Origin of the sequence: Neomelitea salexigens DSM 19753 (assembly GCF_000422345.1) — a bacterium.
Lineage (GTDB): Bacteria > Pseudomonadota > Gammaproteobacteria > Pseudomonadales > Spongiibacteraceae > Spongiibacter > Spongiibacter marinus_A.
The window spans coordinates 257,610-276,226 of sequence record NZ_AULP01000001.1 but is presented as its reverse complement, the minus strand read 5'-3'; the positions used below and the strand labels follow the sequence as shown (position 1 = coordinate 276,226).

Here is an 18,617-nt window from a genome sequence, read left to right as displayed (position 1 = left end):
CATGGTTAATTTGATCTTACTGTTCGTCGCGGCGACGTCGCTGTGTGTGTGGCTACTTCAAGAAATCAAAGGGCGTCGGCAGATGCAAACCGCATTGCAGTGGTGTGCCGAGAAAAAAACCGCTAGCGATGCGGTGGGGCTACGCCGTCAGGTTGTTCCCGCTTGGGTCGAGTGGAGCTATCGGTTGGTATCGGCACTGTGGCTGCTCTGGGTTGCCAGTGTTGTGCTGATTAAAGATGGCGATTTTGCACTGGCCCTGGTGGTGCTCACGGCGCTGGCGGGGGTGATTGCTGGCCTTGACCGCTTTGTTTTTGAAAAGGGCCGTCAGGCCTATGTTAACGCCGGCAAAATCGCCGTTTACATTACCTACTTTGTTAAGCAGGAGCAGGAGAACCTTAAGCGGGAATTTGGCGGGATGTTGCCGATCGCGGAGAATGCGCGGTCATTTTTCCCCGTGCTGCTCGTGGTATTGGTATTGCGCTCGTTTGTCGTTGAGCCGTTTCAGATTCCCTCTGCGTCGATGGTTCCCAGTCTCGAAGTTGGCGATTACATCCTGGTCAATAAGTTTAACTATGGGTTGCGCCTGCCGGTTGTCGGCACAAAAATCTTAGAAGTGGGCGAGCCGGAGCGCGGCGATGTTATGGTTTTCTTCCCTCCTGGTGACAGCCGTTATTTTATAAAGCGCGTCGTGGGCTTGCCTGGCGATAAACTGCGTTATGTTAATAAAAAGCTCTACGTGAATGATGAGTTAGTGCCCCATACCCTGGTGGCTGAAGTCCCGCCCCTGCAGCCTGTTACCCAGGTGGTTCGCGAGCAGCTAGGTAGTGTAGAGCACCTGATTCACCACGATAAACGCATTTATCGCGGTGATTTTGAAACAACGGTAAAGCCCGGTCATTACTTTATGATGGGCGATAATCGCGATAACAGCAGTGATAGCCGAGTTTGGGGGCAGGTTCCCGAGAGGAATATCGTCGGTCAGGCATTTGCAATCTGGATGCACTGGCAATCCTTCTCTCAGCTGCCCAGCTTCGATCGCGTTGGCCAAATACGTTAACGGTGCACAGGAGACAATAATGAAAAATCAGCAGGGAATTGGTCTACTATCCTTTGTCATCATCGTCGGTGTTGCCATGGTCTTGGGAACGATGGCAATTCGTCTCGCGCCTTTATACGTTGACTACTGGTCGCTCAGTCGTGTTATCAGTGACGTGGCTGAAGAGAGTAATGGTGCCGAAGTGACGCCTGCACAGATTCGTCAAAAGCTGTCGCGGCGGTTTATTACAAACCGGATCGAATCGATATCTTTACGCGATATTAAGATCAAAAATAACGACAATGGTGTGCTGATTGACGCCACCTATGAGAAGCGCGTACCTCTCTTCATCAATATTGACGCTGTCGTTAAGTTTGAAGACGCGCTTTTTCAGGTTGAACGCTAACTGGTATGCCGACACTTTCCGATGTGCTGGGATACGCTTTTAATGACGATGCCCTGTTGAGGCAGGCGCTGACGCACCGAAGCCTTAGCGCTGATCACAACGAGAGACTGGAGTTTCTTGGTGACTCGTTGCTGAATATGATCGTTAGTGACTTTTTGTACCGTCGCTTCCCGAATTTAGATGAGGGCGAATTAAGTCGAATTCGCGCCTCGTTAGTGAGCGGTAAGACCTTGGCGGCTGTTGCCGCTGAACTGAATCTTGGTGAGCGCCTTCTGTTAGGAAGCGGTGAGCGCAACAGCGGCGGTAAACGGCGCAGCTCGATCCTTGCGGATGCTGTTGAGGCCATTCTCGGTGCGGTATATCTCGATGGGGGCATGGAGCCCTGTAAGGCGTGTGTCCATCGGTGGTTTGCCGGCCGACTGGAGACTATTGACCCCACCGCGAGTCACAAGGACGCCAAAACGCGGCTACAAGAATATTTGCAGGCGAGAAAGCAACCCTTGCCGCAATACCGTCTTTGCTCGACAGAGGGCAAGTCTCACCAGCAGGCCTTTACTGTCGCATGTAAGGCTACACTGTTGAATGGGGAGGTTGTAGCAACGGCAAGTAGTCGACGTAAGGCAGAGCAAGCTGCGGCAGAGCAAGTGCTAGCGCAGCTGGAGAAGCAAGTATGAAACACGAGAATGAGAGCGGCACACGCTGCGGTTATGTGGCTATTGTTGGTCGCCCGAATGTGGGTAAATCCACGCTACTTAACCATATACTCGGTCAAAAACTGAGCATCACTTCAAGAAAGCCTCAGACGACGCGCCATCAGCTGCTGGGGATTAAGACTGAGGGTGATACGCAGGCGATCTATGTTGACACTCCCGGTCTGCATTTGCGCGACGAAAAGGCGATTAACCGGTACATGAATCGGGCCGCCAGTTCGGCCCTGAAAGATGTTGATCTGGTGCTTTTTCTGGTTGATCGCGATCGTTGGACCGATGAAGACGACCTTGTTTTAGAGAAAGTGAAGCAGGTTGACTGCCCAGTCTTGCTGGTAGTGAATAAGATCGATCGACTTAACGACAAATCGGAATTACTGCCGCTGTTGGAACAGCTTGCTGAAAAGCACAGTTTTACTGAAATTGTGCCTGTCTCTGCATTGCGCGGTCACAATCGCGATGATCTTGAGGCCGTTATTGAACGTTACCTTCCGGAGGGAATACACCTCTTCCCCGAAGATCAGATAACGGATCGCAGTGAGCGCTTTCTCGCTGCAGAGCTTGTTCGCGAAAAGATTATGCGTCAGCTCGGGGAGGAAGTGCCCTATGCGATGACGGTCGAAATCGAGGAATTCAAAGTATCGCCACGCCTGATAGAAATCAGCGCATTGATATTGGTAGAGCGCCAAGGACAAAAGAAAATACTGATCGGTGAGAAGGGGAGTCGCCTTAGGCAGATTGGTACGGAGGCGCGCAAGGATATGGAGCGCGCGTTCGACAGCAAGGTCATGCTGCGTTTGTGGGTGAAAGTGAAATCTGGCTGGTCCGACGATGAGCGCGCCCTGCGAAGTCTCGGTTATAACGATTTCGAGTAGACCATGAGTGCGCGTATAGAGGGGCAACCTGCATACGTGTTACACCTTCGCGCCTATCGTGATAGCAGTGCGATCATCGATCTATTTAGCCGAGACTATGGTTATTTAAGCCTCGTAGCAAAGGGGCTTAAATCGTCGAGTAAGAGTCGCCAGCAATGGCGCGCGGCGTTGCAGCCGGGCAATCTCATTCAGGTTTCCTGGCAGGGGCGCAGCGATTTAAAAACCTTGGTTGACGTGCAGTTGAACAGCACGTTCCCATTGCGGGGTAATACGCTTTACTGCGCTTTCTACATCAACGAAGTATTGGGCAGGCTGCTACAGCCTTTTGACCCCCAGCCGGAAGTTTTCAAGTTGTACGGTCGCTCTTTGCTGGAGCTGTCTTCAGGGGGGCAGATTGAACCCATACTACGCAGCTTTGAGCTAACGCTACTTACCGAGCTTGGCTACGGTGTCGACTTCTCGCCCGTTGAAAGCGCCCCCGAGGCCTATTTCATTTACGACCCGGAACACGGCTTCAGCCAGGTATCGGCGTCGATGGGCCCTCACCCAAAAGCCTTTTCTGGCCGCCTATTGCAACAGTTGGCGCGTGCGGAGTGGGACGCCGAAACGCTTAAACTAGCCAAACGCCTCAACCGGCTTATCCTCGCGCCCCTGTTGGGAGAGCGGCCACTTAACAGCCGAAAGCTATTTCTTCGGCAGCAATTAGGCTGAGTTGCTGGCTTTGTTAGTCGAATAGTGCATCCAGTTCGTGTTCTTCGTGCCATGTAAGTAATTCGTCTATTCGAGTAATCACCGCACTGAAAAGCGGTTGCTGTGGTGGCTTCTGAGCAGACAAATTGGCCTCTAAGTCGCAGACGGCTTGCTTGAGAAGTGGTACGCCGGTGTAGCAGCAGTTCCCTTTCAATCCGTGGTTCAGTTCGGCCAGCGTGTCCCACTCCTTGCTATCGAAGGCCTGTGTGAGCTGACTGCGCAAACCTGGCAATTCGTCCAGCAGCATCGAGAGCATGTTTTTTGCCAGCGTAGGGCGCTGTTTGGACAGTAATAGGCACTGCTTAAGGTCCACTGGTCTGGGTTGCTCCTCGGGGTCGGCGTCTGCCTCAGGCGCGTGTGCGTCGGTTGGCGGCAGGTCGCAGGAAGGCGCGAGGTAGTGTTGCAAAATATTGGTGAGCTGCTGCTCATTTACCGGTTTGCTCAAGTATTTATCGATGCCTGCATCGCGCAGTTGCGAAGGGTTTTCCGGTGCTAGGTAGGCCGATAGCGCCACAATAGGGGTGTGTTGATTCTTTCCGCGCTGGCGTATCTGGCGACTTGCGGCAATGCCGTCTAACTGCGGCATCTGGATGTCGATAAATATCAGGTCGAAACACTGCTCTTGGCAATGGCTGACCGCTTCCACGCCATTTTGAGCGCTGACTGGGCTGATGCCGGCATCCTCCAGAAACGTGGAGAGTATGAGCAGGTTAGACGGGTTGTCATCAACGATGAGTACTTGGCTATTGCGAAAATGCCGGTTGTTAAGTTGGCTGTCATCGCTCAGGCCCGTATTCAGCGCGTCAAAAAGGCGAACATGAGAAACCGGCTTGCTAAGCCAAACATTATTGTCTTGTGGGTGCTCCTCACTGTGGTAGCTCAGCACCACACAGGCACCGTCGCGATGAATAGTGGGTAGCGGTTGACAGCTTTCCTCTGCATCCAAGCTTAGAATGCAGTGGTCTGCTTGGGTATTGATGTCATCAACTTCCTGGCATAGCTGCACGTTCATGCCCCAGCCTTCGAGCAGTTCACAAATGGCGAGGCCGTATAGTGGACTGCTGTCATACAAGGCAACAGTACTACCCTGTAGGGATTGGAAATCACGCATTTGCATCGCATTGTGATCAATCGCCAAGCGCAGGCTAAACCAAAATGTGGCGCCGTGCCCAAGCTCGCTTTCTACGCCGATTTCGCCGCCCATCTCCTTCACCAGACCTTGAACAATGACCAGCCCCAGTCCTGTGCCGCCATATTGGCGAGTGACGGATGCATCCCCTTGGCCAAAGTCTCGGAAGATATGCTTGCGCTGCTCTGCGCTCATACCAATGCCGCTGTCGGTGACCTTAAAGTTCAGCGTCGCGTAATCGTCGTCCCGCTCGCTACAGGAAATATCGACGCGAACGGTTCCGGTAGGAGTGAATTTAATCGCATTGCTAACCAAGTTCGTCAGCATTTGCCGGAGCCGAAGGGAGTCGCCGAGAATTGCCTCAGGGGTGTCTTTCTCAACAAACAATGCAAGGTCGAGGCGTTTCTCCGCTGCGCCGGGAGCGAGCATGATCAAGGTATCTTCAGCAAGTTCGCGAAGTTGCACTGGGGCTTTATCGAAAACCAGCTTCCCCGCCTCAAGTTTGGAGAAGTCGAGAATATCGTTGATGATGGTGAGCAGGTTTACGGCGCTGTTGCGGATGGTTTCTACCGCTTCGCGCTGTCGCCCGCGAATATCCGCCTTGAGAAGAATATTACTGAAACCCAGAATACTGTTCAGTGGCGTGCGAATTTCATGGCTGGTGTTGGCGAGGAATTCCGATTTAACTCGGCTTGCGGTGACGGCTTCGCGCCTCGCTAGGTCAAGCTCGATATTCTGTATTTCAAGCGTTTCCAGGGTTTCACGTAAGTCGCTGTTGGATTGTTCAAGATTGAGTTGCAGCTCCTTTAGCTCCCGTACCTGAGCCGCGTTCAGTTCATTGAGGTCGTCGGCTAATTCACTGAATTCGTCGCCACCGGGAACATGGATGTGTAAGTCTCTCTGACCGCTGGTCAGGCGGTGAGTTGCCATCCGTAAAATTTGTAAGTCGCGACCGATATTGTGATTGATATAACTAAAAAACAAGATACAAACGAGGACGCTGAGGCCCAGAAAGATCGCCGCAGCGAGGTAGCTCTGGTACTTCATTAGCTCGTATTGGTGCCAGCCATAGCTCATTTGCACCCAGCCGAGGTGCTCATCAGCATCGATCTGATGGCCCTCTGCAGAGGCGGGGGCATGAATAGCCCACGTAATTTGGAGGTCATCGGCTTGATCCACGACCTTATAGGGCGTTAATCGGCCTAATCCGTCGATATTGGGAGGGGGCGTTCCGGGCCCTGCATGGGAGATGAGTTCGAGATCGCCATTGTAGATACTCACCGCTCGCACACCGGGCTCCTCGAGCGCGGTATGTAAAATATAGGCCAGTGTATCTTCGTGGTGATCATTCAACATATGGCTCGAGACGACGCTGAGCTGTTGGGCGGCGGACTTCGCGCGCTGGGTAAGTAGCTCTCTGCTGTCTGCCAGCTGCTGTTGAGTCAGGTAGGCACTGAAGCCCACGGAGATCAGAAGTACGGGCAGTAGCCCCATGATTAAGATAAGCCGTTTAAATCCGTATCGCCTGCGCATGTGAACTGGAGCCTATGACTAGGGCAGTGGTATTATCACTGCCAAAAGTTTACGCGGTTGCCATCCTGTGGCCGCTTTATCACTGAAGCCTATGGCAGCTGGGGCAACTGTTTCCCCCTGCTGCGCTGCTGAAGTCGGCTTGAGGTCTCTACTGCAATGACAGATTTTCCTACCATTGAGCAATGTATTGGCAATACACCCCTAGTGAGGTTGCAACGCCTAAATCGCGACAGCAGTAATACAATTTTGCTGAAGCTGGAGGGGAATAACCCCGCTGGTTCCGTTAAAGACCGTCCGGCTATGAGTATGATAGCGCGCGCGGAGGCTCGGGGCGATATACAACCTGGTGACACGCTTATTGAAGCGACGAGCGGTAACACCGGGATCGCGCTGGCGATGGCGGCTGCCATTCGCGGCTATAAGATGGTGCTGATTATGCCAAGCCATATGAGCAGTGAGCGCAAGTTGGCAATGTCAGCCTACGGCGCCACCCTCGTGGAGGTCAGTCAAGAAGAGGGAATGGAAGGGGCACGGGACTTGGCTTTAGCTATGCAGGCGAGAGGCGAGGGGAAGGTGCTGGATCAATTTGCAAATCCCGATAACCCCCTGGCTCACTACGAAGGAACTGGCCCTGAGATCTGGCGTCAGACCGGTGGACGTATTACCCACTTTGTCAGCTCGATGGGCACCACCGGTACGATTATGGGTGTCTCCCGGTTCCTTAAGGAGCAAAACCCCAGTGTGCAGATCGTTGGGCTGCAGCCTGAGGATGGATCCAGCATTCCTGGTATTCGCCGCTGGCCTGAGGCTTACCTACCGAAAATATATCAGGCCCCCAGGGTCGACCAGGTGATGGATATTGATCAGCAACTGGCCGAAAGAACCATGCGAGCACTTGCTGAGCAGGAGGGGATATTTTGTGGTGTGTCCTCCGGCGGTGCGGTGGCGGGAGCACTCCGCCTTAGCGAGCAGGTGGAAAACGCCGTAATTGTTGCCATTATTTGTGACCGCGGCGACCGATATTTGTCCACCGGCGTTTTCTAGGCGGCGATTGTACCGCTGTGTTTGAAACCAGTCGGGAAATGATTGAGTTAATACCATGGTAAAGGTCCGAGAGGATTATCCGCAGCTAGCCGATGGGCGTGTTGATATCCCGCGCTGGATGGAGCGTCTGTCGATAGATGACAGCGTTGTAGAGCGCAGTGAGCTGCTCCGAGCATTTGAGCTTGCCGAGCAGTGCGCCAGCGGCAGGGCGGGCACAGAGCCCGATGTGAGTGGGGATAGCTTTTTCACCGCGTTGGAAATGGTGGAAATTCTCGCCGACCTGCATTTGGATCAAGACAGTCTGGTTGCCGCGACCTTGTTTCGCGCAGTTCGAGAAGCGAGATTATCGCTGGGTGATCTGGAGCAGCAATTTGGTGGCTCTGTGGCGAAGCTCGTCGATGGCGTGTTGGGAATGGCAGCCATTTCCAAGGTTAACGCAGAGTTGGATGTACCTGTGCTGGGGCAGTCCGAGGCGCAAAGCGAAACCATTCGGAAAATGTTGGTGGCGCTGGTCGACGATGTGCGCGTCGCACTGATTAAGCTGGCCGAGAGAACCTCGGCGATTCGCGCGGTGAAGAACCGCCCAGAGAAACGCTACCGTGTTGCGAGAGAAGTTTTCGACATCTATGCGCCTCTGGCTCATCGCCTGGGTATCGGCCACATAAAGTGGGAGTTAGAGGATCTTAGCTTTCGCTATTTGCAGCCATCGGCCTACAAAAAAATTGCCAAACTGCTGGATGAGAAACGTCTAGATCGCCAACACTACATCGACGAGGTCATTCACACGCTTACCACGGCAATCAAGGCCGATGGCATTGACGCTGATATCGCCGGCAGAGCGAAGCACATTTACAGCATCTGGCGGAAAATGCAGCGCAAGGGCATAGGCTTTTCCCAGGTCTACGATATTCGTGCAGTGCGCGTGCTCGTGCCGGATGTAAAGGCCTGCTATGCCGTGCTTGGTCTGGTGCACGGCCTGTGGCGAAATATTCCCAACGAGTTTGATGATTACATCGCCAGCCCCAAAGAAAACGGTTACCGCTCACTCCACACCGCCGTGATAGGCCCTGAGGGCAAGGTTCTCGAGGTGCAAATTCGCACTCGAAGCATGCATGAGGAAGCAGAGTTTGGTGTGTGCTCTCACTGGATGTACAAAGGGGCAGATAAAACTGCCAAGAGTAATAATAGCTACGACGAAAAAATTGCATGGCTGCGGCAGGTGCTGGACTGGCATGAGGAAAGTGGCAGTAGCAGCGACGTCGCAGAGCAGTTCACACGCGCCCAGGACAGGGTCTACGTGTTTACTCCAGATGGTCATGTGGTGAATTTGCAAAACGGTGCGACACCATTGGATTTTGCGTATCACATCCATACTGAGGTGGGTAATCGCTGCCGCGGCGCCAAAGTGAACGGCCGCATCGTACCTCTGACATACACCTTGAATACCGGTGAGCGCGTTGAAATTCTCACTGGTAAAGAGAGCAAGCCTCGCCGCGACTGGCTGCAGGGTAATCTGGGTTATTTAAAAACCAGCCGGGCTCGCACCAAAGTGCAACATTGGTTTCGACAGCAGGCTAAGGAAGACAATATTGCTGCCGGTCGCGCGTTGCTGGAAAAAGAATTTCGTCGCCTGGCGCTCAATAGCGTTGACTACAAGTACATCGCCGATCAAACACATTGTGCCAGTGTAGAGGACATGTACGCTGCGGTGGGGGCCGGTGAAATCAGCATGCTACAAATTGTCCGTCTGGCGAACCAGCTGATCGGGCAAGATGAAAATGCCGCTGAAGAAGTGTTGCCACGCCTAAAGGCGCCTAGCAAAACCTCCAAAGATAGCAGTAAGGTGCGGATCAGCGGCGTTGGCAACCTGTTAACGCATTTCGCCAGGTGCTGTAAGCCCCTGCCTGGGGAGGCCATCACGGGATACATCACGGTGGGGCGCGGCGTGAGTGTTCACCGCCAAGATTGCAGTAAGCTTCTGCAGCTTCAGAGTGTGGAGCCGCACCGAATTATTGCCGTCGATTGGGAAGTTGAGCAAACCGATACCTATCCTGTTGATATCGAGTTGCAGGCTTTCGATCGACAAGGGCTGCTTCGCGATATCACCCTGCAGTTGGCCACAGAAAAAGTGAATGTAATCTCCCTGAATACTGTTACCGACACGAATAGCCACATGGCCACGATGCGTATTCGCCTGGAAATTAGTGATGTCGGTGCTTTATCGGGCCTGTTGAACCGCCTAAATGGCTTGCCGAATGTTGTAGCGGTGAAACGTGTGAAGGAAGGATGATGGCGGCAAAGCAATATGACATCGATGATTTGCGCGAACTGATGTCGCGTTTGCGCGACCCTCAAGATGGTTGCCCTTGGGATCAGAAGCAGGATTTTAAAAGCATCGTCCCTTATACACTCGAAGAGGTCTATGAGCTCGTCGATGCGATCGAGAGTGCTGACCCGGATCAGATTCGCCAGGAGATGGGCGACGTATTGTTCCAGTTAATTTTTTACAGCCAGCTGGCACAGGAGCAGGGCGACTTTACCTTTAACGACGTTGTCGATGACATCACCCGCAAACTTCTGCGCCGTCATCCCCATGTTTTTCCCGATGGAACCCTGGAAAGTCGCCGCGGAGAAGCACCGCCTGATGAACCCGCAATCAAGCAGCGCTGGGAGGAAATCAAGGCAGAGGAGCGCCGGGGAAAGGCCCAGTTGAGTGCCTTAGACGATATTCCCATGGCATTGCCGGCGACCAACCGAGCGGAAAAACTGCAAAAACGGGCGAGTCGCCTTGGCTTTGATTGGGACGATGTCGCAGGTGTATTGGCCGCTTTGGAAGACGAGTTGGCCGAACTCAAAGAAGCGATAGACGGCGGCCAGAGTGAGGAAATAGCCGATGAGCTCGGCGATGTTTTCTTCTCCGTGGTGAACTTGAGTCGCCATCTTAAGCAGGATGCCGAAGGCGCACTTCGAGCAGCGGGTCAAAAATTCGAGCGACGCTTTCGCTATGTTGAACAACAGGCCGGGGGGCAGGAGGGCGCTGCCGCCACACCGAAAGCCGTGCTTGAGCAGTATTGGCAAGATGCCAAACAAGCGGGCTTGTAGCCCACTTGTGGTCAGTGCTTATTGCGGTTTTTCAGGGCTGACATATGCTTTTCAGTCAAGCTCAAGTAACGAGGTGTGGGGCCTACATCCTCATAGACAGGGTCGCCGAGTTCATCGGTGGTAACAACTTTTTTGCCGCGGACATAAGGCATGGCGCTTTCGAGTTCGTTCAATGACGCGCTAAGCAGGTCTGTGATTAGCTCTTCAACGTGGCGCCTGGGATAGAGCTCTGCCAGCGCTTTTAGTTTGGCGGCATCCTCCAGTGGCAGCCGTATCTTATAGCAATCCTCGGTTAAGCCGCTGCTGGCGGTTTGTTCCCAGAGTGATAACAAATCCCGTACTTTCATTGGCCAGTTCCTGTCATCGCAGAGTATTTACACTCTGATACTAGTACGTTGGTCGGGGGCTTGCCTAGGGTCTGTTCACACTAATTGCGTTGCGGTTGTTGCGGCTAAAAATTCGCCAATCCAGGAAGGAGAAGGCGCATTTGCTTATTTCAAATGCGCGACGAATGGCGACGACTGGTGGATTATTAGTCACAATCCCAAAGGCTGGCGCCATTTTGCCTCCAAGATGTGCAGCTCAATGAGTGAGGCGTTAGCCTGCAGCTCAGAGATAGACGCTTGCCTATGGGGGCATCACCCAGTGACAGGGCGGTCTTCGACCTTAGTAGGCTTGTGTGTCGGCCTCTAGCTGTGTATCGTTGTCGGCTTTGAAAAGCGACCAGTTCGACGCCTCAGCCGTCGAGACCGACTAATCAGTTTGCAGACGTTGGTAGGAAAGCCATTCAGAGCTTTGCTGCAAGGTATGTTCCAGCCATTCCAATCTCATTAGTTGGCGCCGTTACTGGCCGTAGAGCTTTTTTTAATCCTTTGGGAGTTGTTGCGCATGCGCGTTATTTTGTTGGGGCCTCCAGGGGCCGGTAAGGGGACTCAAGCCCAGTTCATCACTGAGAAGTTTGGTATTCCTCAGATCTCCACAGGCGACATGTTACGTGCGGCGGTAAAGGCGGGTAGTGAGCTGGGCCTGAAGGTGAAAGATATTATGACGACGGGTGGCCTAGTGTCCGACGACATCATTATCGCCTTGGTTAAGGAGCGTATTGCTCAGTCAGACTGTGTAAACGGATTCCTGTTTGACGGTTTTCCCAGAACGATCCCTCAAGCCGAGGCGCTGCAAGAGGCCGGCGTTGATATCGATCATGTTCTGGAGATTGCTGTTGCTGATGAAGAGATCGTGACTCGCATGAGTGGCCGCCGAACTCACGAGGCATCGGGTCGCACCTACCATGTGGTCTATAATCCACCTAAAGAAGAAGGCAAGGATGACCTTACTGGCGAGCCCTTGATTCAGCGTGAAGATGATCAAGAAGCGACTGTACGCAATCGTTTGAACGTGTACCATGAGCAGACTAAGCCTCTGGTAGCCTTCTATAGTGAGCTAGACGGAGAGAATGCGCCGAGCTATTCGCGCATTGACGGCGTGGGCACCGTAGACGAAATTACCCGGCGCGTGCTCGAGGCGCTTCAAGACTAGGCTCCGTTGTGGCAGTCTGGTTTTGCGATCTGCGGCGCCTTTAGGCGCCGTTTTTCTTTGTGCTATAAACCGAATGTTTGTTCAATCGCGTAAGACGCATCTCGCACGCTTTGGAAAGTGAAAAATGAAAACAGCGGTAGTCTTTATCAATTTGGGTACACCAGATGCTCCCAATACCCCTGGGGTGCGGCGGTTCTTGAGGGAATTTCTGTCAGACCGACGCGTGGTCGAGGTCCCAAGGCTTATCTGGCTGGCGATACTCTATCTAATTATTCTCCCTTTCCGTTCACCTCGTGTGGCAAAGGCTTATCGTCAGATATGGTTTGGTGACACCTCCCCGCTCAGGCACTTTTCAGAAAGTTTAGTTGAGGGGGTCGCCAACAAACTCTCCCAAGAGTATCCGGGTGCGGATATCACGGTGCGGCTTGCCATGACGTACGGGCAGCCCAGTGTGGAGTCTCAAATACATGAGCTCTGCGACGCCGGTGTCGAAAACATCTTATTTGTGCCGCTGTACCCACAGTATTCGGCGACTACCACGGCGGCTGCCATGGATGCCGTATACCGCTGCTTTGCTCGCATGCGGGACATGCCTCAGTGGTCATGGCTGCGCAATTACCACGACCATGAGGCCTATGTGGCGGCCCTTGGCGAAAGTGTTAAAGCACACTGGCAAAAAAACGGCCGGGCAGAGCGCTTACTCATGTCGTTTCACGGAATTCCGAAGCGAAATGTGGATTTGGGCGACCCCTATGAACAGCATTGCAATGAAACCGCACAGGCCGTGGCCAAGTACCTTGAACTGGATGACACCCAGTGGCTCAGGACATTTCAATCTAGGCTGGGTAAGGCTGAGTGGTTAACTCCCTATACCGACAAAACTGTAGAAGCGTTGCCGGCAGAAGGGGTGAAAAGCCTGGATGTAATGTGTCCAGCGTTTGCTGTTGAATGTCTTGAAACATTGGAGGAGATAGATGGCGAAGCAAAAGAGATTTTCATGGAGCACGGTGGGGAAGGGTTTAATTACATCCCGTGTTTGAATGATAGCGATACTCATCAAGATTTGATGCTGGAATTGTGTCGCCCATTTGTTTCTCAGTCTCTTAAAAAGTAAGTCGCTAAGTGCGACAAAGCTTTTGATTTTTTTGCGAAAATTTTGCGCTGCTTACTATGTATGCTATTTTTTAAACAAATAGCATAAAGCTGTTCGCCAAGGAGAATAAAATGCCAAGAGCAAAGCGCAAAGTTGCCACTGCAGCAAAGAAAAAAGCATCCCCCAAAAAAACCGCCTCCCCTGGAAACGCCGTCGTTAAAAAAGCCGAGGAAGGTTTGAAGAAAGTTGAGGCGATGTTAGCTAAAGAACGCAAGGCGGTAGCTGCAGCGAAAGCGAAGCTAGATTCTGCTAAGGCGAAGGCAAAGAAAACGGCCAAGGCGGCAGATAAAAATGCTGCCAAGCGTGCATCAGCTGCAGCAAGCAAGGCAAACCAAAAATTGCGAACGGTACGTGCGAAGGTTGCCAGCAGTAAGTCGGCATTAGCTGATGCAAAAGTCATTGCAAAAATCTCGGCCTCGGAGGCTGCGGTCCGCCAAAAAATTCAAGAGCGATCCGAAGCGCTGGCAAGTAAGGCAGACGCTGATTTAGCGAAAGCCGTTAAACAGTTCGAGCAGCGGTTTATCAAAAAGCGCAACGCTGAGGACAAAGCGAAGCTTGCTACTATTGAGCGTAAGCTGGTCAGCAAGCACAAGATGGCGGTCAAACAACTGACAGCCAAGCTGTCAGACCCAGCCAAAGCGGCGCTGGCAAAGACCGCTGCCAAGCCTGCTGCGGCATCAGCCACTAAGAAAAAGACGGCAGCTAAAAAGACGGCAGGTAAGAAAGCTGCCGCTAAAAAGTCCGCAACTCGCAAAACCGCCGCGAAGAAAAGTGCCCCTAAAAAAGCGGCGGCTAAGAAGGTAGCGAAGAAGAAGGCAGTGGCCAAGAAGGCGGCGCCGAAAAAAGCACCGGCAAAAAAAGTAGCCGCTACGCCAGCCAAGACGAGTAGCTGAGAAATTTAGAACCTCTGGATATCTCTTCAGGGTCATTAGATAAACCGCGCTACGGCGCGGTTTTTTGTTTGCGGCTTAAACCTTGCAGAGCCTGGGATCGGTGTTCATAATAGCCGCCCCGATTTTTGCGCAATAGCGTTTTACATGTGGCCTATCGTAGCGGCCACCACTGGATAAGGAACAGTCATGCCTGTTATTACTCTCCCCGATAATAGTACCCGCGAATTCGACACGCCGATTACCGTTGAGGGTGTGGCGGCCGACATTGGTCCAGGTCTTGCCAAGGCGGCTCTTGCGGGGCGGGTAGACGGTGAGCTCGTCGATACTCGCTACCTCATTGAGCAGGATGCCAATTTAGCGATTATTACCGACCGCGACGAAGAGGGCCTGGAGATTATTCGTCATTCCACGGCGCATTTGCTGGCAATGGCTGTTCAGGAAGAGTTCCCTGGTGCGCAGGTAACAATTGGCCCAACAGTGGAAGATGGCTTCTACTACGACTTTGCCTTTGAGCGTGCTTTTACGCCTGATGACTTGCAGAAAATCGAGGCGCGAATGGAGGCCATTGCCGGGCAGGATTTAGCTGTCGAGCGATTGGTAATGTCGCGTGAAGAAGCGGCCAAAACGTTCGCCGATATGGGCGAAGAGTATAAAGTTGAAATTATTCACGACCTGCCTGAGGGAGAGGAAATCTCGGTTTATAAGCAGGGTGAGTGGATGGATTTGTGCCGAGGGCCTCATGTTCCCAGTACTGGCCGCTTGAAAGCCTTTAAACTCACCAAGGTGGCTGGTGCGTATTGGCGTGGCGATCAGAATAACGTCATGTTGCAGCGAATTTACGGTACAGCCTGGGCGAATAAAAAGGCCCTTAAGTCTTATTTGAACCGGATTGCTGAGGCGGAAAAGCGAGATCACCGCAAGGTTGCTAAAAAACTCGACCTGTTCCACATGCAGGAAGAAGCGCCCGGAATGGTGTTTTGGCACCCCAAGGGTTGGGGTATTTATCAAGCTGTTGAGCAATATATGCGAGATCAGCAGCGCAAGCATGGTTATCAAGAGATTAAAACTCCTCAGCTGGTTGATATTTCGTTGTGGGAGAAGTCAGGGCATGCCGACAAGTTTAGCGATGGCATGTTCCGCCTTCAGGCCGATGAGCGAGAAGTGGCCGTTAAGCCAATGAATTGCCCTTGCCACGTTCAAGTGTTTAACCAGGGGCTGCGCAGTTATCGGGATTTGCCCTTGAGGCTGGCAGAGTTCGGTTCGTGCCACCGCAATGAGCCCTCAGGTTCTTTGCATGGAATTATGAGGGTGCGTGGTTTCACCCAGGACGATGCGCACATTTTCTGTGCTGAGGAGTCAATTCAGCAGGAAGTGTCACAATTTATCGATTTTTTGCACGATGTCTACGCCGATTTTGGTTTCAGTGACGTCATCTATCGCCTGTCAACACGCCCCGCGCAGCGCGTTGGTAGTGACGAGGATTGGGATCGGGCCGAAGAGGCGCTGGCGTTAGCCTTGGACAGCAAATCTTTGCCATGGGAAGAGCTCCCAGGAGAGGGCGCTTTCTACGGGCCGAAAATTGAATTTTCCCTTAAAGATTGTATTGGCCGAGTTTGGCAGTTGGGGACGATTCAGGTTGACTTCTCGATGCCAGGACGCCTGGGCGCGCAATATGTGGACGAGAGTGGTCAGCGCAAGACGCCAGTAATGCTGCACCGAGCGATATTGGGGTCTTTCGAGCGCTTTATCGGCATTTTGATCGAGCATTACGAGGGGGCGTTCCCACTTTGGCTTGCTCCGGTGCAGGCTGTAGTCTGCAATATCACCGATGCACAGGGTGAATATGTGTCAGAAGTGAAAGAATTCCTGCAAGATCGTGGGTTTAGAGTCGACTCGGACTTGAGAAATGAGAAGATCGGCTTTAAAATCCGCGAGCACACAATTCAGAAGGTGCCTTATATCCTGGTAGTCGGGGATAAAGAGGTGGAAAGTCGGACTGTAGCAGTGCGTGCAAGAGGTGGTAAGGATTTGGGCTCGATCTCACTTGATGAGTTGGCGAGCATCCTTGCCGAAGGCGTGGCTGCTCGCAGCCGTGCAATATCGGAGAGCTAGCAATTAAACGCGATAACGCAAAAGGGCGCGGCAAACGCGCACTAATAAATCAAGATATTGAAGCCAGTCAAGTTAGGCTGATCGATGCTGAAGGCAACCAAGTGGGTATCGTTCCACTCGCGGAGGCGTTAACTGCCGCCCAGGAAGCCAGCCTAGACTTAGTGCAGATTGCGGACTCTGATCCGGTGGTCTGCAAGATCATGGATTACGGAAAACATGTTTTCGAGGCCAAAAAGCAGCAAGCTGCGGCCCGAAAAAACCAGGTTCGTACTCAGGTCAAGGAGATCAAATTCCGACCTGGGACGGATGACGGGGATTATCAGGTAAAACTGCGCAACCTGATACGTTTCCTCGAGCATGGGGATAAAGCCAAGGTGACATTGCGTTACCGCGGTCGAGAGATGGCCCACCAGGAACTGGGTATGCAGTTGTTGCAGCGAGTAGAAGCAGACCTCGCTGAATACGGCGCTGTAGAACAGTATCCGAAGATGGAAGGTCGTCAATTGACGATGGTGATTGCCCCGAAAAAGAAAAAGCAGTGAGCTCTCAGGGCCTGCTTAATTGATTGAAGCAATGCGGAGTATCTAACGATGCCAAAAGTTAAAGTACACAGCGGAGCGGCAAAACGCTTTAAAAAAACCGGTAGCGGTTATAAGCGTAAAAGCGCCCACAAGAGTCACATCCTTACCAAGATGACCACCAAGCGTAAGCGTCAGCTGCGTGGCACCAGTGCTGTCCACAAGTCGGACAAAGTTCTGGTCGACCGCATGCTTCGCGCCATTTGATTACCGTCATCTCAACAGATAAGGAATAGACTATGCCCCGCGTAAAACGTGGTGTGACAGCACACCGTCGTCATAAAAAGATTTTGAAGCAAGCCAAGGGTTACTACGGAGCGCGCTCGCGCATCTATCGTGTAGCTAAGCAGGCGGTAATCAAAGCCGGTCAATACGCTTACCGCGATCGCCGCGTTAAGAAACGTACTTTCCGTGCGCTGTGGATCACCCGCATTAATGCTGCATCTCGTGCCAATGGCTTGAATTACAGCCGTTTGATTGCTGGCTTGAAAAAGGCAGAGATCGCACTGGACCGTCGCGTACTGGCTGACTTAGCCGTGCACGACAAAGAAGCCTTTGCTGCCGTGGTAGAACGCGCGAAAGCAGCTCTGGCCTGATGCCTGCCACCGCCCAGCGGTTGTAGATATCACTATTGGATAGGGGAAGAGCTTCGCTCTTTCCCTATTTTTTTTTCGGGCGCTTGCGCCCGGCAGTTACCAGCCGAGTACCTGAGTCAGGAGTGGGGAATGGAGAATCTTGAAGCCTTGGCCGCCGAGGCCGCAGAGAAAATCGCTGCGGCAGATGATGGGCGTGCCCTTGAGCAATTGCGTGTTGATTACCTGGGAAAGAAGGGGCATATCACCGCGTTGCTCAAAGGTTTGGGCAAATTATCGGCCGAGGAGCGCCCGGCAGCGGGTGCCGAGATCAATAGGGTTAAGCAGGCACTTGCGGAGCAAATTGGCGAGCGAAAGGCTAAGATGAAAGAGGCTGCTGTCGCAGAAAAATTGGCGGCCGAAACTATCGACGTGACCCTGCCTGGCCGCGGTCAGCAGCTGGGTGGCCTGCACCCGGTAACGAAGACCATAGAGCGCATCAGCCAATTTTTTGAAGGTATTGGTTTTGATATCGCTGAAGGGCCTGAAATCGAAGATGACTACCACAACTTCGAAGCCTTAAATATCCCTGCCCACCACCCGGCGAGGGCGATGCACGACACGTTCTACGTCGATGCCAGTACGGTACTGCGTACCCATACCTCGCCCGTGCAGGTGAGGGTGATGGAGTCCAGTGAGCCGCCGCTAAAGCTGATCTGTCCGGGGCGCGTGTACCGTTGTGATTCCGACTTGACGCACACGCCGATGTTTCATCAGGTTGAAGGCTTGCTCGTTGACCAGGAGTCCAGTTTTGCCGACCTGAAGGGCATGCTGGAATCGTTTTTGCGCGCCTTTTTCGAAAAAGACCTCGCCGTACGGTTTCGGCCGTCATATTTCCCTTTCACAGAGCCGTCGGCAGAGGTCGACATTCAGTGTGTGATGTGTGGGGGCGAGGGTTGTCGCGTATGTAGCCACACAGGCTGGATTGAAATTCTCGGTTGCGGAATGGTGCACCCCAAGGTCTTCGAGTACTCAGATATCGACCCTGAAAAATACAGCGGCTTTGCGTTCGGTATTGGTGTGGAGCGCCTGGCAATGCTGCGCTACGGCGTCAATGACCTGCGATTATTTTTCGAAAATGACCTGCAATTCCTAGAACAATTCCAGTAAATGCATCGAGCTACTAGCTAG

The 18,617-nt window shown here is 52.8% G+C and carries 18 protein-coding genes; 16 read left to right on the top strand and 2 right to left on the bottom strand.

Annotation, left to right across the window (positions count from 1 at the left end; translation table 11 throughout):
- The first annotated feature begins 1 nt into the window (after position 1).
- Genes lepB through recO form a run of 5 tightly spaced genes read left to right on the top strand, consistent with a single transcriptional unit; the run spans position 2 to position 3,735 of the window.
- Positions 2-1,057: a signal peptidase I gene (lepB, locus tag H573_RS16550; protein WP_027872694.1), complete on the top strand. Its 1,056-nt coding sequence runs from the start codon at positions 2-4 to the stop codon at positions 1,055-1,057.
- A gap of 19 nt (positions 1,058-1,076) precedes the next feature.
- Positions 1,077-1,442, top strand: coding sequence for a DUF4845 domain-containing protein (locus H573_RS0101305; protein ID WP_036255438.1), 366 nt, complete (start codon positions 1,077-1,079; stop codon positions 1,440-1,442).
- A gap of 5 nt (positions 1,443-1,447) precedes the next feature.
- Entirely contained in the window at positions 1,448-2,116 is a 669-nt protein-coding gene (gene rnc / locus H573_RS0101300; protein ID WP_027872692.1) for a ribonuclease III, read from the top strand.
- Entirely contained in the window at positions 2,113-3,024 is a 912-nt protein-coding gene (era, locus tag H573_RS0101295; protein ID WP_027872691.1) for a GTPase Era, read from the top strand. The genes rnc and era overlap by 4 nt, the downstream gene beginning before the upstream one ends.
- A 3-nt stretch (positions 3,025-3,027) precedes the next feature.
- Positions 3,028-3,735 (top strand): DNA repair protein RecO, encoded by a 708-nt coding sequence (gene recO, locus H573_RS0101290; RefSeq protein ID WP_084497837.1) that lies wholly within the window; start codon positions 3,028-3,030, stop codon positions 3,733-3,735.
- Between the two features lie 13 nt (positions 3,736-3,748).
- On the opposite strand, the gene H573_RS0101285 is transcribed toward recO, so the two are convergent.
- On the bottom strand, positions 3,749-6,436 hold the full coding sequence (locus tag H573_RS0101285) for an ATP-binding protein (RefSeq protein ID WP_084497835.1): 2,688 nt from the start codon (positions 6,434-6,436) through the stop codon (positions 3,749-3,751).
- A gap of 156 nt (positions 6,437-6,592) precedes the next feature.
- On the opposite strand from H573_RS0101285, the gene cysM reads away from it, so the two are divergent.
- From cysM to mazG, 3 genes are read left to right on the top strand one after another with little or no spacing between them, the layout of a single operon-like run.
- Entirely contained in the window at positions 6,593-7,480 is an 888-nt protein-coding gene (gene cysM, locus H573_RS0101280) for a cysteine synthase CysM (protein WP_027872688.1), read from the top strand.
- Between the two features lie 55 nt (positions 7,481-7,535).
- Entirely contained in the window at positions 7,536-9,770 is a 2,235-nt protein-coding gene (relA, locus tag H573_RS0101275; RefSeq protein ID WP_027872687.1) for a GTP diphosphokinase, read from the top strand.
- Complete coding sequence (gene mazG / locus H573_RS0101270; protein WP_027872686.1) at positions 9,770-10,582, top strand: nucleoside triphosphate pyrophosphohydrolase; 813 nt, start codon at positions 9,770-9,772, stop codon at positions 10,580-10,582. Before relA ends, mazG begins: the two co-directional genes overlap by 1 nt.
- Positions 10,583-10,593: 11 nt before the next feature.
- Here the strand turns inward: mazG and H573_RS0101265 are convergent, their stop codons facing one another.
- The gene (locus H573_RS0101265; protein WP_027872685.1) at positions 10,594-10,929 is read right to left on the bottom strand and encodes a hypothetical protein; all 336 of its coding nucleotides are present in this window, start codon (positions 10,927-10,929) and stop codon (positions 10,594-10,596) included.
- Between the two features lie 541 nt (positions 10,930-11,470).
- Between H573_RS0101265 and adk the strand changes: the two genes are divergently transcribed.
- The 8 genes from adk (at position 11,471) to pheS (ending at position 18,596) form a co-directional block, all read left to right on the top strand.
- Positions 11,471-12,118, top strand: a complete 648-nt coding sequence (adk, locus tag H573_RS0101260) for an adenylate kinase (RefSeq protein WP_027872684.1) — start codon at positions 11,471-11,473, stop codon at positions 12,116-12,118.
- 124 nt (positions 12,119-12,242) lie between these two features.
- Entirely contained in the window at positions 12,243-13,232 is a 990-nt protein-coding gene (hemH, locus tag H573_RS0101255) for a ferrochelatase (RefSeq protein WP_027872683.1), read from the top strand.
- 110 nt (positions 13,233-13,342) lie between these two features.
- Complete coding sequence (locus H573_RS0101250; RefSeq protein ID WP_027872682.1) at positions 13,343-14,164, top strand: hypothetical protein; 822 nt, start codon at positions 13,343-13,345, stop codon at positions 14,162-14,164.
- A 186-nt stretch (positions 14,165-14,350) separates the two neighbouring features.
- On the top strand, positions 14,351-16,276 hold the full coding sequence (thrS, locus tag H573_RS0101245; protein WP_027872681.1) for a threonine--tRNA ligase: 1,926 nt from the start codon (positions 14,351-14,353) through the stop codon (positions 16,274-16,276).
- A complete protein-coding gene (gene infC / locus H573_RS0101240) occupies positions 16,264-16,818 on the top strand; it encodes a translation initiation factor IF-3 (RefSeq protein WP_154653807.1) in 555 nt (184 codons plus the stop codon). Before thrS ends, infC begins: the two co-directional genes overlap by 13 nt.
- A 48-nt stretch (positions 16,819-16,866) precedes the next feature.
- Positions 16,867-17,061: a 50S ribosomal protein L35 gene (gene rpmI / locus H573_RS0101235; RefSeq protein ID WP_022960515.1), complete on the top strand. Its 195-nt coding sequence runs from the start codon at positions 16,867-16,869 to the stop codon at positions 17,059-17,061.
- A gap of 32 nt (positions 17,062-17,093) precedes the next feature.
- On the top strand, positions 17,094-17,450 hold the full coding sequence (rplT, locus tag H573_RS0101230; protein WP_027872679.1) for a 50S ribosomal protein L20: 357 nt from the start codon (positions 17,094-17,096) through the stop codon (positions 17,448-17,450).
- A gap of 129 nt (positions 17,451-17,579) precedes the next feature.
- Positions 17,580-18,596, top strand: coding sequence for a phenylalanine--tRNA ligase subunit alpha (pheS, locus tag H573_RS0101225; RefSeq protein ID WP_027872678.1), 1,017 nt, complete (start codon positions 17,580-17,582; stop codon positions 18,594-18,596).
- The last annotated feature ends 21 nt before the right edge of the window (positions 18,597-18,617 follow it).

Coding starts and splice junctions, on each gene's coding strand:
- era (WP_027872691.1), top strand. CDS start 2,113: ATGAAACACGAGAATGAGAGCGGCACACGCTGCGGTTATGTGGCTATT.
- rplT (WP_027872679.1), top strand. CDS start 17,094: ATGCCCCGCGTAAAACGTGGTGTGACAGCACACCGTCGTCATAAAAAG.
- lepB (WP_027872694.1), top strand. CDS start 2: ATGGTTAATTTGATCTTACTGTTCGTCGCGGCGACGTCGCTGTGTGTG.
- rpmI (WP_022960515.1), top strand. CDS start 16,867: ATGCCAAAAGTTAAAGTACACAGCGGAGCGGCAAAACGCTTTAAAAAA.
- H573_RS0101305 (WP_036255438.1), top strand. CDS start 1,077: ATGAAAAATCAGCAGGGAATTGGTCTACTATCCTTTGTCATCATCGTC.
- H573_RS0101265 (WP_027872685.1), bottom strand. CDS start 10,929: ATGAAAGTACGGGATTTGTTATCACTCTGGGAACAAACCGCCAGCAGC.
- mazG (WP_027872686.1), top strand. CDS start 9,770: ATGGCGGCAAAGCAATATGACATCGATGATTTGCGCGAACTGATGTCG.
- H573_RS0101285 (WP_084497835.1), bottom strand. CDS start 6,436: ATGCGCAGGCGATACGGATTTAAACGGCTTATCTTAATCATGGGGCTA.
- thrS (WP_027872681.1), top strand. CDS start 14,351: ATGCCTGTTATTACTCTCCCCGATAATAGTACCCGCGAATTCGACACG.
- cysM (WP_027872688.1), top strand. CDS start 6,593: ATGACAGATTTTCCTACCATTGAGCAATGTATTGGCAATACACCCCTA.
- relA (WP_027872687.1), top strand. CDS start 7,536: ATGGTAAAGGTCCGAGAGGATTATCCGCAGCTAGCCGATGGGCGTGTT.
- H573_RS0101250 (WP_027872682.1), top strand. CDS start 13,343: ATGCCAAGAGCAAAGCGCAAAGTTGCCACTGCAGCAAAGAAAAAAGCA.
- pheS (WP_027872678.1), top strand. CDS start 17,580: ATGGAGAATCTTGAAGCCTTGGCCGCCGAGGCCGCAGAGAAAATCGCT.
- rnc (WP_027872692.1), top strand. CDS start 1,448: ATGCCGACACTTTCCGATGTGCTGGGATACGCTTTTAATGACGATGCC.
- adk (WP_027872684.1), top strand. CDS start 11,471: ATGCGCGTTATTTTGTTGGGGCCTCCAGGGGCCGGTAAGGGGACTCAA.
- recO (WP_084497837.1), top strand. CDS start 3,028: ATGAGTGCGCGTATAGAGGGGCAACCTGCATACGTGTTACACCTTCGC.
- hemH (WP_027872683.1), top strand. CDS start 12,243: ATGAAAACAGCGGTAGTCTTTATCAATTTGGGTACACCAGATGCTCCC.